The following is a 12,378-nucleotide window of genomic DNA, read 5'->3' as shown; positions in this document are numbered from 1 at the left end:
AAACGGCTCCCCTCCCGCTGGCGGGAGGGGCTGGGCTTGTCAGCCCGGCGCCATCCTGCCAGCCTACCCGCCATGAGCCCCCACAAACTTGCCGATTTCGAAACCGATCACGATCTGTCCCGCGACAATTATGACGAGCAACTCGATGCGTTGCAGCACCGTCTTGAGCTGATCCAGGCCGCCTATATCGCGCAAGGCCTGAAGGCTATCGTCGCGCTGGAAGGCTGGGACGCCTCCGGCAAGGGCGGGCTGGTGACGCGCATGTCGGCCACGCTCGATCCGCGATACTGCAAGGTGTGGCCGATTTCGGCGCCGAGCCGCGAGGAGGCGGCGCGGCATTATCTGTGGCGCTTCTGGCAACGCTTGCCCGGCAATCGCGAGATCGCGGTGTTCGATCGCACCTGGTATGGCCGCGTGCTGGTCGAGCGCGTGGATGGCTTCACGCCCGAACCGCGCTGGCGCGCCGCCTATGACGAGATCAACGCGTTTGAAGCGCAATTGCTGGCAGATGGCACGCGGCTGGTGAAGATCTTCCTGCACATCACGCAGGACGAGCAGGACAGGCGGCTGGAAGAACGGCTGAAAACCCCGTGGAAGCGCTGGAAGACCGGCAAGGATGATTATCACAACCGGTCGATGCGCAGCGCCTATGTCGCGGCCTATCAGGACATGTTCGACCAGTGCTCGCCGGCGGTCGCGCCGTGGCATGTGGTGGCGGCAAACGACAAGAAACATGCGCGGGTGCGCAGCCTGGAATTGATCTGCGATGCGCTGGGTGAGGGGGTTGATCTCAGCTGGCCGGAACCGGACGCGGCGTTGGTGAAGATTGCGGAAAAGGCGTTGGGGAAGACGCTGTTTTGAGTGCAGTTCGCAACCCCTGCCCCTTGCGGGGCGGGCGTTGTTCCATCACCCCGGCGGCGTCTTGCCCAGCCACTCGCTCAAGCGGTTCGGCCCGCGCGTCGTCGCCAACTGCGGATGAAGCGTTTCATACACGACGGCATTTTCCAGCACGCGCTGCACATAGTTGCGGGTTTCGGCAAACGGGATGCTCTCGATCCAGTCGATGATGTCGCCCTGGCCCGGATCGCCCAGTTGCGCCACGAAGCGGCGCACATTGCCTGGCCCGGCATTGTAGGACGCCACCGCCAGCGGCATCGATCCGGCATTGGCGGCGCGCAACCGGCTGATGTAGGCGCTGCCAAGCGTCACGTTCCGGATCGGATCTTCGGTCAGCCGCGCCGCCGGGCTGGCGGGCAGGCCCGATTTCGACGCCTGTTCCGCTGCCGTCGCCGGCACCAGTTGCATCAGCCCAAGCGCATTGGCGCTGGAGCGCGCGGCGCGATCAAACTGGCTTTCCTGCCGGGTGATGGCGTGGATGATCGCGAAATTCGGCAAAAGATGGTCCGGCAGGGCCAGCACCGGGAAGCTGGCTGAAATCAGCGCCAGCCCGGCGGTGCCGCGCGCGGCCTTGGCGGCATGCACACCGGCATCGGGCCGGCCCAGCGGCCCGGCCAGCCCGGCGACCAGCGCTGATCGCGCAGGCGTATCAGCGGTGTCGGCTAGTTGTTTCAGGAAGATGGTCTGGCGGGCGCGGTCCACGTCTCCCAATGCAAACAGTGCCCGCACGCGCGGATCGGCGCGGAAATTGCTGGCGGCATTGGCATCGGGCGTGGTCAGAGGGGACGGGGGCAGGGGCGTTGCCACCAGTTGCAGCGGCCGCCCGAGGCGCTCATTGGCCAATTGGCCATAGAAATAATCGGGATGAAGGGCAGCCGCGGCAAAAAACTGCCGGGCGGCTTCAGCCTGGCCGGCAGCGTCGGCGGCGCGTCCGGCCCAATAATCGGTGCGGGCCTGGCTGATCGGGGATTGCGCCACGGCGCGGGCATTGCGGAAATGCGCCAGCGCTTGGCCCGGCTGATTCAACTGGCGCAGCGCCAGCCAGCCGGCCAGCCATTCGGCGTCCAGATAGGCGGCGCGTTCGGCCAGCGGGCGCGTCGCCATCCCGGCCGGATCGAGGCCGTGGCCCGCCAGCACGGCGCGGGCCTGGCCGATATCGCCGGCACGCCACAGGCTGCGGCCGATTTCCAGGCGGGTCTGCAGCCAGGTTTCGATGGCGACGGTCAGCGCTGCGCCGGGCACAAGCGGGGTCGCGCCGCCGGCGCTGAGCAAGGTGTACGCCTCGCTGGCCCGGCCGGCGCGCAGCAGCCAGCGGGCTTCGTCGTGCAGCAGGCCGGCTTCGCGGCGCAGGCGGGCCGGCACCACGCCCAGCCGCGCCTGCAGATCGGGGGCGCCGCGGCGCAGCGCGATGCGGGCCAGCGCCCACAGGCGCGTATCGGTATCCACGCGCGGCAGCATGCGGCTCGCCGGCGTGGTGCGATCGGCCCACAACAACCGATCCATGCGGCCGACATGATCGGCCATGCGCAGTTGATCGCCGAACCGCGCCAGCAGGCGGGCTTCGGCAGCGTCATCGAGACCGGCCGAATCCCAGGCGTCGCGCGCCCAGATGCTTGCGGCGCTGATCTGGCCGGTGGTCGCCAGCGCCTCGGCATAGCGAAGCTTTCCCTCGGCCGTGATCGGCGCCAGCCCACGGAAATGCCGGATTATGGCATCGGCCGGGGTGGTATCGGTGATGCGGCGTTCGGCCAGCCGGCGGATGGTGGCGGCTTGCGGCCAATCGGCATGGTCCGCCAGAAAGGCGGCATAGGCGCTGAAATCACCCTGATGGGCTTCGCGGCGCAAGCGATCCCATTGCACGACCAGTTCCAGCACCGGCATGGCGGCCACACCGATCAGCGGCGAGGCGGGCAATTGCCCGGCACGGCCGCTTTCATTGTCCGCCAGCAGCGCGCGATAACGGGCGACGGTGGCGACATCGAGGCTGCTGGCAACGGTTTGCGCGGTTGCCGGAGCCTCCGCCGGCACGCCGCAGCCGATCAGCAACAGCATCAGGGCACCGGCAATACTGGACAGGCCGGCCCCTCCCTTACTATCTGAGCCCTGACTATCACGCGCCATATACATTTGCCTGTGATAGGGAGGCGCCAAGGAACAGGCAATGAATGAGACGATGACAGCAGCCCTGCGGGGTTCGATGCCGGCCTTGGTGACGCCATTCAAGGGCGACGCGGTGGATTTCGATGGCTTTGCTGCCCATGTCGAATGGCAGATCGGCCAGGGCAGCCACGGCCTGGTGCCGGTGGGCACGACCGGTGAATCGCCGACCTTGAGCCACGATGAACATTATGCGGTGATCACGGCCTGTGTGGAGGTGGCGGCAAAGCGCGTCCCCGTGATCGCCGGCTGTGGCAGCAACGATACGCGCACGGCGCTGGCGCATCTGGCCCATGCCGAAAAAGTGGGTGCCGATGCCGCCCTGATCGTGGTGCCCTATTACAACAAGCCCTCGCAGGCCGGGCTGATCGCGCATTTCACCGCCCTGCACGATGCAACCGGGCTGCCGATCATCATCTACAACATCCCGGGCCGCAGCGTGGCCGACATGAGTGTGGAAACGATGGCCGAACTGAGCCGGCTGCCGCGCATTGTCGGCGTGAAGGATGCCACCGGCAATATCGCGCGCGTGGCGCAGCAGCGCCTGGCGTGCGGGGCGGATTTCATCCAGCTTTCGGGCAATGACGACATGGCGCTGGGCTTCAACGCGCAGGGCGGGGTGGGGGCGATTTCCGTCTCGGCCAACGTCGCGCCGGCGCTGTGCGCGCAGATGCAGGAGGCGTCGCTGCGCGGGGATCATGCCGCCGCGCTGGCCATCAATGATCGGTTGCAACCGCTGCATGCGGCGCTGTTCGCCGATGCCTCGCCGGGGCCGACGAAATATGCGCTGCAGCGGCTGGGCCGGATGACGCCCGACGTGCGCTTGCCGATCGCGCCGCCATCGGCCGCCGCACGCGCCGCGGTGGATGCGGCGCTTGTTCACGCTGGCCTGATCTGATGGCCCCGAACTGATGGCCAGACCGAAACCTGCCGGCACCAAGGTGAAGACAGTCGCCGAGAACCGGCGCGCGCGCTTTGATTATTTCATCGAGGATGTGTTCGAAGCCGGCATCGTGCTGACTGGCACCGAAGTGAAATCGCTGCGCACCGGCCAGGGCAGCATCGTCGAAAGCTTTGCCGAGGTGAAGGACGGCCAGGTGTGGCTGGTCAACGCCAATATCCCGGTGTTCAGCCACGGCAATATCTTCAACCACGAACCCAAACGCCCGCGCAAATTGCTGCTGCACGGCCGCGAGATCGACAAGATGCACAGCGCCGTCACCCGCCAGGGGCTGACCTTGGTGCCGTTGAACGTGTTTTTCAACGATCGCGGCCGTGCCAAGATCGAGCTGGCGATCGGGCGCGGCAAGAAATTGCACGACAAGCGCGAGACCAGCAAGGAGCGCGACTGGCAGCGTGACAAGGCACGCCTGATGCGGGAGGGCGGGTGATGGCAGATGGGATCAAGGACAAGCTGATCGCCATCAAGCAGGCCTGGGCACAAAGCCGCCGGCTGATCACCGGCGCTCCCGATCCCGATCACGCCGATCGGCTGCCGCCCGGCCAGCGCCTGGTCACCAACTGGCCCGTGCTGGATCTGGGGGTGAAACCCGCCATCGCCCGGGCGGATTGGCGGCTGAAGGTGGAAGGGCTTGTCGCCAATCCGATCACCTGGGATTGGGACACGTACAGCGCGCAGCCGCAGATCGAGCATGTGTCTGACATCCATTGCGTCACCCAATGGTCGCGGTTCGACAATCGCTGGTCGGGCGTGGCGACCAGCCATCTGCTCAGCCTGGTGCAGCCGTTGCCGCACGCCAATGCGGTCGTGCTGCACGGGGCCGATGGCTATACGACCAATCTGACACTTGAGCGTTTTGCCGGCGATGATTGCCTGATTGCCCATGCCCATGATGGCGCGCCGCTGTCGCGCGATCATGGTGGGCCGGTGCGCGCGATCATCCCGCGCTGGTATCTTTGGAAATCGGCGAAATGGCTGGTACGGATCGAACTGGTAGCCGTGGACAAGCCGGGCTTCTGGGAAGTGCGCGGCTATCACAACGAAGGCGATCCATGGACGGAGCAGCGCTATAACTGAAAAAAGTGAAAGTCCGGCCGTTGCGGGGTGGGACATGTTCCACCCCGTTGATGCCGCCTGGCCCGCGCCTTATGCCGAAGGCATTGCCAGCCCGGGCTTTGCGCCTTTGCTGATCAATGTGCCGATGGCGCTGGCGCTGATCGATTCATCGGGGCGGATGTTTGCCGGCAACGAAGCCATGGCGGCCACCGCGGGCGATGCATGGCGGCCGGGATTGAAGCCTCAGGACATGACGGTGGCCGACGACAATGCGGCGTTGGCGCAGGCAGTGGCCGACGTGGTCGCCGGCGGCGCCGCCCGCACCTTGCGGGTTGCGCTCGTCAATCGGCCCGACGAGACCCAGGATGTGCGCCTGATGCCGTTCCCGCCAGGCCTGGGAGCCGCGGCGATGATTGCGCTGCGCGACATTCGCGAACAGGTGCGACTGGAAGCGCAAGTCGCGGCCGCCGCCCGCATGCAGGCGGTGGGCCAGTTGGCCGGCGGCGTGGCGCATGATTTCAACAATCTGCTCACCGCGGTGCTGGCGCTGGCCGATCAGGTGCTGGAAACCCCGCAATCGCCGGAAAATCGCGAAGCCTTGCTGGAAATCCGCCGCAACGGCGAGCGCGGTGCCAAGCTGGTCGGGCAATTGCTGGCCTTTGCCCGCCAGCAGCCGCAGCGCCGCAACCTGTTTTCCGTGCGCGATCTGGTGCTGGGCCTGAAACCGCTGATCGTGCAAACGCTCGGCCCGGCCGTGGAGTTGATGATCGAGCTCAGCCCCGGACGGTTGGCGGTGAAAGCCGATCCCGGCCAATTGGAACAGGTGATCCTGAATCTTGCGGTGAACGCCCGTGACGCGATGGCCGGCAATGGCCGCCTGATGATCAATGTCGCTGATGTGCCGGGCCATGACATCCCGTCGCTGGGCCACGCCATCATTCCAGCCGTCGATCATGTCGTCATCGAAGTGACCGATACCGGCACCGGCATCCCGCCGATGATCATCGGCAAGATTTTCGAACCCTTCTTCACCACCAAGCCGCAAGGGCAGGGCACCGGTCTCGGCCTGTCGACCGTCTATGGCATCGTCAAGCAATCGGATGGCTATATCTTTGCCAAGCCGGGGCCGGGTGGGCGCGGCACCACCTTTTCCATCTATCTCCCCGGCCGGGCGATGCCGGTCGAGGCCGTCGCCGAGCCGGCATCGGCGGCGCCGACCAAGCCGGCCTTGCCCGGTGGGCGCCGCGTGCTGCTGGTGGAGGATGAACCGGCGGTGCGCACCGTGTTTGCTCGCGGACTGGGTCGGCAGGGCTGCGCTGTGACCACAGCCGAAGACGCGATGACGGCCCTTGCCATCCTGCAAGGTGACCAATCGTTCGATGTGCTGGTATCCGATGTGATGATGCCCGGCATCGATGGTTTGGAACTGGCGATCGAAGCGGCCCGGATGCGGCCGGGACTGGGTATCGTGCTGATGTCGGGCTATGCCGAACTGCCCCGGCACCGGGCCGCCGATGAACTGGGATTCCGCTTTCTGGCCAAACCCTTCGCGCTGGCCGAATTGACCGAAGCCATCGCCGCCACCCTGAACGGGGACGACTGAGGACTATTTTCGTTCCCCTCTTGTTCGCGCGGAACAAGTCGTGTACATCAAATTCCATTGACGGCAGCCATTGACGCTTTGGGGCCGCCGCTTAAGGAAGGAAATGGGGTCGTGGCAGCAGCACTCAAGGTGGTGGATACAGCGATGGATCGGCAGAAGGCTCTCGAGGCGGCTCTTGCTCAGATTGACCGGGCCTTCGGCAAGGGCTCGGTGATGAAGCTTGGCCAGCGTGATGCGATGGAGGTGGAATCGGTGTCCACCGGCTCGCTTGGCCTGGATATCGCGCTGGGCATCGGCGGCCTGCCGCGCGGCCGCGTCGTGGAAATCTATGGCCCGGAAAGCTCGGGCAAGACGACGCTGGCGCTGCATGCCATTGCCGAGGCGCAGCGCAATGGCGGTACCGCCGCATTCGTCGACGCCGAACATGCGCTCGATCCGGTTTATGCCAAGAAATTGGGCGTCAATATCGACGAGTTGATCGTGTCGCAGCCGGATACCGGTGAGCAGGCGCTGGAGATTGTCGACACGCTGGTGCGGTCCAATGCCATCGACGTGCTGGTGATCGATTCGGTGGCGGCCTTGGTGCCGCGCGCCGAAATCGAAGGTGAAATGGGCGACAGCCATGTCGGGTTGCAGGCGCGGTTGATGTCGCAATCGCTGCGCAAGCTGACCGGATCGATCAGCCGGTCGCGCTGCCTGGTGATCTTCATCAACCAGCTGCGCATGAAGATCGGCGTGATGTACGGCAACCCGGAAACCACGACGGGCGGCAATGCGCTGAAATTCTACGCCTCGGTGCGGCTCGACATTCGCCGCACCGGCCAGATCAAGGATCGCGACGATATCGTTGGCAACACCACGCGCGTGAAGGTGGTGAAGAACAAGGTGGCGCCGCCGTTCAAGCAGGTCGAATTCGACATCATGTATGGTGAAGGCATTTCCAAGATCGGCGAGATTCTGGATCTGGGCGTCAAGGCCGGGGTGGTCGAAAAATCCGGCGCCTGGTTCAGCCATGACAGTATCCGCATCGGCCAGGGCCGGGAGAATGCGAAGAAATATCTGAAGGAAAACCCGGAGATGGCTGCCAAGATCGAGAAGATCATCCGCGCCAATTCCGCCGGGATTTCCGACGCGCTGCTGGTTGGTCCTTCGGCAGACGACGACGCCGACGAGGCCTGACAGCTTCGGGTGCTGGTGCCAACGACAAGAGGGGCGGTCCACCATGGGCCGCCCCATTTGCGTTGTGGAGCGGCCGATTGACCTTACAGCCATCGCCGCGCAGAACGTCGGCAAACGGGGGGCGCATGCCATGAACAATGCCGAGCAGATTGATTACTGGAACGGCAAGGTCGGCGATATCTGGGTGCTGATGCAGGAACGCATGGACCGCGCCCTCACGCCGGTGACAGCGGCCTTGCTGGCGGCGGCGGCCCCGCAGGCTGGCGAAGCGGTGCTCGATATCGGCTGCGGTGCCGGCGAGACCACGCTGGCGGCGGCGATGGCCGTTGGCGAAGACGGTGACGCCGTGGGCCTCGACATTTCGGCGCCGTTGCTGGCACGCGCCCGCGAACGCGCCGAAGCCTTGCTGTCGCAGGCCGAATTCATCGCCGCCGATGCGACGCATTGGGATGAGGTGGGTGACTTCGATCTGATCATGTCGCGGTTCGGCGTGATGTTCTTTGCCGATCCAGAGGCGGCGTTCCGGCATTTCCACAGCCTGGCAGCGCCCGGCGGGCGTCTGGTGTTCGCCTGCTGGCAGCCGGCGGCGCGCAATCTGTGGGCGACATTCCCGCTCACCGTGCTCGCCGGCCTGCTGCCCGATCCAGCATCTGCCGATCCATATGCCGCCGGCCCATTCGCCTTCGCGGATGCCGCCCGCGTTGCCACCCTGCTCGAAGCCGCGGGTTGGCACGATGCGGCATTTCACAGCCTGCCATTCCCGATGCTGATCGGCAGCGGCGAGGATCCGATCGCCGATGCCGTCGATTTCAATTTGAAGATCGGTCCGGCCGCGCGCGCGGTGCGTGATGCCGGCATCGGCGCCGAAGCGCGGCCGTTGTTGGCGGCGGCATTGAACCCCTATCTCGCAGACGGCGACGTGCAGCTTCCGGGGGCGATATGGCTGGTGACGGCGCGGGCCTGACCGTTCGCCGGCTCGGGCCGGAGGATCTGCCGCTGCTGCTCGGCGCCGGCGCGCTGTTCGACGATCCGCTGCGGCCCGACATGGCAGCGCGCGTTCTCGTCCACCCTGACCATCATCTCTTTGCCGCCATCGCGGGCGCCACCATGATCGGTTTCGTCAGTGCCGTTGCCTATCTCCACCCTGACAAGCCGCTGGAATATTGGCTGAACGAGGTTGGCGTGGACGACGCCTGGCATCGCCGCGGCGTTGGCCGGCGCTTGCTGATGGCGGCGCTGGATCACGGCTGGGCACTGGGGTGCGAAGCGGCATGGGTGCTGACCAACAGCCGCAATCGGCCTGCGCGCGGGCTTTATGCCGCGTGCGGCGGCGTGCCCACCCCCGCCGCACGGCACGGCGACGGTGTCATCATGTTCAGCTTTGCGCCGTCCCCGTGATGGCGACTCTTTACGCTGCGCGCGCGCTGCCGTAAGCGCTTGGGCATGACGTCTTCCAACGATATCCGGAAAAGCTTCCTCGATCATTTCGCGCAGGCGGGCCACACGCCCGTCGCTTCGGCGCCGCTGGTGCCGCAGAATGATCCGACCCTGATGTTCGTGAACGCCGGCATGGTGCCGTTCAAGAATGTCTTCACCGGTCTGGAATCCCGACCGTACAACAAGGCGGCCAGCAGCCAGAAATGCGTGCGCGCCGGCGGCAAGCACAATGATCTCGACAATGTCGGTTATACAGCGCGCCACCACACCTTCTTTGAAATGCTGGGCAATTTCTCGTTCGGCGATTATTTCAAGGAACAGGCGATCACCCTGGCGTGGGATCTGCTCACCCGGCAATGGGGGCTGGACAAGAATCGGCTGACGGTCACCGTCTATCACACCGATGATGAAGCCGCCGCCCTGTGGAAGAAGATCGCCGGCCTGCCCGAACATCGCATCATCCGCATCGCCACCAACGACAATTTCTGGTCGATGGGCGATACCGGCCCATGCGGGCCGTGCAGCGAGATTTTTTGGGATCATGGCGATCATATCTTCGGCGGCCCGCCGGGCAGCCCGGATGAGGATGGCGATCGCTTTGTCGAAATCTGGAACCTGGTGTTCATGCAATATGAACAGGTCGATGCCAATACACGCCTCGATCTGCCGCGCCCCAGCATCGACACGGGCATGGGGCTGGAACGCATCGCCGCCGTGCTTCAGGGCGTGCACGACAATTATGATACGGATACGTTCAAGACGCTGATCGCCGCCAGCGAAGACAAGGTGGGCAAGGCGCTGACCGCCGAGGCGCGCGCGTCGCATCGCGTGATCGCCGATCATCTGCGGTCGTCGGGTTTTCTGGTCGCCGATGGCGTGCTGCCGGCCAACGAAGGCCGTGGCTATGTGCTGCGCCGGATCATGCGCCGCGCCATGCGCCACGCGCATCTGCTCGGCGCAAAGGAGCCGTTGATGCACCAATTGGTGCCGGCGCTGCTCGGCACCATGGGCCAGGCCTATCCCGAACTCGGCCGCGCGCAGGCGTTGATCGAGGAAACGCTGAAGCTGGAAGAGACACGCTTCCGCCAGACGCTGGAGCGCGGGCTTGGCCTGCTCGATGAGGCTACCGCTCGCTTGCAGTCGGGTGGCACCTTGCCCGGCGATGTCGCCTTCAAATTGTATGATACGTTCGGCTTCCCCTATGATCTGACCGAGGATGCGCTGCGCGCGCGTGGCATCGCCGTCGATCGCGCCGGGTTTGATGCGGCCATGGCCGAACAGCGCCGCCAGGCGCGCGCCGCCTGGACGGGTTCGGGCGAAGCCAAGGATGCCACCGTCTGGTTCGACATTGCCGACGCGCACGGCGCCACCGAATTCACCGGCTATTCCAGCCTGACCGGCGAGGCCCAGGTGGTGGCGCTGGTGAAGAATGGCCAGCAGGTCGAACGCGCCGATGCCGGCGACAGCCTGGTGCTGATCACCAACCAGACGCCCTTCTATGGCGAAAGCGGCGGCCAGGCCGGCGATGGCGGCACGCTGCGCTGGGGCGATGGCTTGCAGGCGCAGATCACCGACACACGCAAGGCCCTGGGCAAATTGCATCTGCACGATGTGACACTGGCGGACGGCGGGCCGTTGCGCGTTGGCGATGTCGTGCGCCTGGATGTCAGCAACCCCAAGCGCGGTGCTCATCGCCGCGCGCACAGCGCCACGCACCTGTTGCACGCGGCATTGCGCCGACGCCTTGGCGGCCATGTCACGCAGAAGGGCAGTTCGGTTGCCGAGGATTATCTGCGCTTCGATTTTTCCCACCAGAAACCGGTGACGGCGGCCGAGCTTGCCGCGGTCGAAGCCGATGTGAACGCGCAGATCCTTGGCAATCGCGAGGTCTCCACCACGCTGATGACTCCCGAAGACGCCATCGCGGCCGGCGCCATGGCGCTGTTCGGCGAGAAATATGGCGATGAAGTGCGCGTGCTGGCGATGGGCGTCGATGATCGCGCCGCGCCCTACAGCGTCGAATTGTGCGGCGGTACCCATGTGACGGCGCTGGGTGACATCGGCCTGCTGAAGATCACCAGCGAAAGCGCGGTGGCATCCGGCGTGCGCCGCATCGAAGCGAAAACCGGCATCGCGGCACGCGAATGGCTGAACGAGCGCGAGGCGTTGTTGCTGGAGGCCGCGGCCACCATCCGCGTGCGCCCCGAAGAGGTGCCGGCCCGCGTCGCCACGCTGATGGACGATCGCAAGCGTCTGGAACGCGAACTGGCCGATGCGAAACGCGCGCTGGCGCTGGCTGGCCCGGCGACGGGCAGCAAGGCCGGGCCGGAACAGGTGAACGGCCTCAATTTCCAGGGCCAGGTGCTCGACGGGCTCGATCCCAAGGCCCTGCGCGGCCTGATCGACGAGACCAAGGCCGCGTTGGGCAGCGGCATCGTGGTAATGATCGCCGTCAACGATGGCCGCGCCAGCGTGGCGGTGGGCGTGACCGCCGATCTGACCAGCACGCATAGCGCCGTCGATCTGGTGCGTGTGGCCGCCGCGGCGTTGGGCGGGCAGGGCGGCGGCGGCCGGCCGGACATGGCGCAGGCTGGCGGGCCGGATGGCGACAAGGCGGCCGATGCGCTGGCGGCGGTGAAGGCGGCGCTGGCCTAGTCGATCCGCGCCTTGAACACGTGCCAGCTCGGATCGCGGCACAAGGTGCAATCGCCGGCAAACATGCGGGCAGCGCGGCTGTCACCTTTCAACTGCCAATCCAGCCACGACACGGCGATGCGACCGTAGAAGCCGCCGTCCTTCTGACCATAGGTGCCAAGATGGGTCATGCCATCCTGCCAGGCCTGGAACACCGGCACCTTGGTGAGCGCGCGGGCGTTGGCCTCGCCAGCATAGAAGGCGATGTCGGTCTTGGCGTCACCATGGATCAGGGCGATCGGCGTGTGGATGCTGGCTAGCACCTCGGCCGGGTTGGGCGGGTTGTTCGGGATCATGCCGATCCCGCTGTTCCAGATCATCAACGTGGTGATCCGCGGTTCGCCGGCCACCTTGAATGACTGCACGCCGCCGCAACTCTGGCCCATCACGGCGA

Annotated in this window: 10 protein-coding genes and 1 pseudogene; 9 read left to right on the top strand and 2 right to left on the bottom strand. The window is 65.7% G+C overall.

Features of this window, described 5'->3' with window-relative positions; translation table 11 throughout:
• Nucleotides 1–72 precede the first annotated feature (72 nt).
• Nucleotides 73–861: a polyphosphate kinase 2 family protein gene (locus ABWP22_RS10140; protein WP_353199855.1), complete on the top strand. Its 789-nt coding sequence runs from the start codon at nt 73–75 to the stop codon at nt 859–861.
• Nucleotides 862–906: 45 nt separating this feature from the next.
• On the opposite strand, the gene ABWP22_RS10135 is transcribed toward ABWP22_RS10140, so the two are convergent.
• Complete coding sequence (locus ABWP22_RS10135; RefSeq protein ID WP_353199854.1) at nt 907–2,949, bottom strand: lytic transglycosylase domain-containing protein; 2,043 nt, start codon at nt 2,947–2,949, stop codon at nt 907–909.
• Between the two features lie 109 nt (nt 2,950–3,058).
• Here ABWP22_RS10135 and dapA point away from each other — a divergent pair, with 109 nt between their 5' ends.
• The 8 genes from dapA (at nt 3,059) to alaS (ending at nt 11,945) form a co-directional block, all read left to right on the top strand.
• A complete protein-coding gene (gene dapA, locus ABWP22_RS10130; protein WP_353199853.1) occupies nt 3,059–3,952 on the top strand; it encodes a 4-hydroxy-tetrahydrodipicolinate synthase in 894 nt (297 codons plus the stop codon).
• A 13-nt stretch (nt 3,953–3,965) separates the two neighbouring features.
• Nucleotides 3,966–4,445, top strand: coding sequence for an SsrA-binding protein SmpB (gene smpB / locus ABWP22_RS10125; RefSeq protein WP_353199852.1), 480 nt, complete (start codon nt 3,966–3,968; stop codon nt 4,443–4,445).
• The gene (locus ABWP22_RS10120; protein WP_353199851.1) at nt 4,445–5,092 is read left to right on the top strand and encodes a sulfite oxidase-like oxidoreductase; all 648 of its coding nucleotides are present in this window, start codon (nt 4,445–4,447) and stop codon (nt 5,090–5,092) included. The genes smpB and ABWP22_RS10120 overlap by 1 nt, the downstream gene beginning before the upstream one ends.
• Nucleotides 5,093–5,126: 34 nt before the next feature.
• Entirely contained in the window at nt 5,127–6,674 is a 1,548-nt protein-coding gene (locus ABWP22_RS10115; RefSeq protein ID WP_353199850.1) for an ATP-binding protein, read from the top strand.
• A gap of 144 nt (nt 6,675–6,818) precedes the next feature.
• Nucleotides 6,819–7,853, top strand: a complete 1,035-nt coding sequence (gene recA, locus ABWP22_RS10110; RefSeq protein ID WP_353200000.1) for a recombinase RecA — start codon at nt 6,819–6,821, stop codon at nt 7,851–7,853.
• Nucleotides 7,854–7,983: 130 nt separating this feature from the next.
• Nucleotides 7,984–8,817 (top strand): methyltransferase domain-containing protein, encoded by an 834-nt coding sequence (locus ABWP22_RS10105; RefSeq protein WP_353199849.1) that lies wholly within the window; start codon nt 7,984–7,986, stop codon nt 8,815–8,817.
• The gene (locus tag ABWP22_RS10100) at nt 8,793–9,251 is read left to right on the top strand and encodes a GNAT family N-acetyltransferase (protein ID WP_353199848.1); all 459 of its coding nucleotides are present in this window, start codon (nt 8,793–8,795) and stop codon (nt 9,249–9,251) included. Before ABWP22_RS10105 ends, ABWP22_RS10100 begins: the two co-directional genes overlap by 25 nt.
• 45 nt (nt 9,252–9,296) lie before the next feature.
• Nucleotides 9,297–11,945 (top strand): alanine--tRNA ligase, encoded by a 2,649-nt coding sequence (gene alaS / locus ABWP22_RS10095; RefSeq protein ID WP_353199847.1) that lies wholly within the window; start codon nt 9,297–9,299, stop codon nt 11,943–11,945.
• Here alaS and ABWP22_RS10090 read toward each other — a convergent pair.
• A pseudogene (locus ABWP22_RS10090) lies at nt 11,942–12,378 on the bottom strand (hypothetical protein); the annotation flags it as partial. The gene alaS and the pseudogene ABWP22_RS10090 overlap by 4 nt on opposite strands.

Origin of the sequence: Sandarakinorhabdus sp., assembly GCF_040398665.1 — a bacterium.
In the GTDB taxonomy this organism is placed as follows: domain Bacteria; phylum Pseudomonadota; class Alphaproteobacteria; order Sphingomonadales; family Sphingomonadaceae; genus Sandarakinorhabdus.
The sequence above is the reverse complement of the archived record's forward strand: the minus strand, read 5'-3'. Positions and strand labels throughout refer to the sequence as shown.

Coding starts and splice junctions, on each gene's coding strand:
- ABWP22_RS10140 (WP_353199855.1), top strand. CDS start 73: ATGAGCCCCCACAAACTTGCCGATTTCGAAACCGATCACGATCTGTCC.
- ABWP22_RS10120 (WP_353199851.1), top strand. CDS start 4,445: ATGGCAGATGGGATCAAGGACAAGCTGATCGCCATCAAGCAGGCCTGG.
- ABWP22_RS10135 (WP_353199854.1), bottom strand. CDS start 2,949: ATGCTGTTGCTGATCGGCTGCGGCGTGCCGGCGGAGGCTCCGGCAACC.
- ABWP22_RS10115 (WP_353199850.1), top strand. CDS start 5,127: ATGTTCCACCCCGTTGATGCCGCCTGGCCCGCGCCTTATGCCGAAGGC.
- alaS (WP_353199847.1), top strand. CDS start 9,297: ATGACGTCTTCCAACGATATCCGGAAAAGCTTCCTCGATCATTTCGCG.
- dapA (WP_353199853.1), top strand. CDS start 3,059: ATGAATGAGACGATGACAGCAGCCCTGCGGGGTTCGATGCCGGCCTTG.
- recA (WP_353200000.1), top strand. CDS start 6,819: ATGGATCGGCAGAAGGCTCTCGAGGCGGCTCTTGCTCAGATTGACCGG.
- ABWP22_RS10100 (WP_353199848.1), top strand. CDS start 8,793: ATGGCTGGTGACGGCGCGGGCCTGACCGTTCGCCGGCTCGGGCCGGAG.
- ABWP22_RS10105 (WP_353199849.1), top strand. CDS start 7,984: ATGAACAATGCCGAGCAGATTGATTACTGGAACGGCAAGGTCGGCGAT.
- smpB (WP_353199852.1), top strand. CDS start 3,966: ATGGCCAGACCGAAACCTGCCGGCACCAAGGTGAAGACAGTCGCCGAG.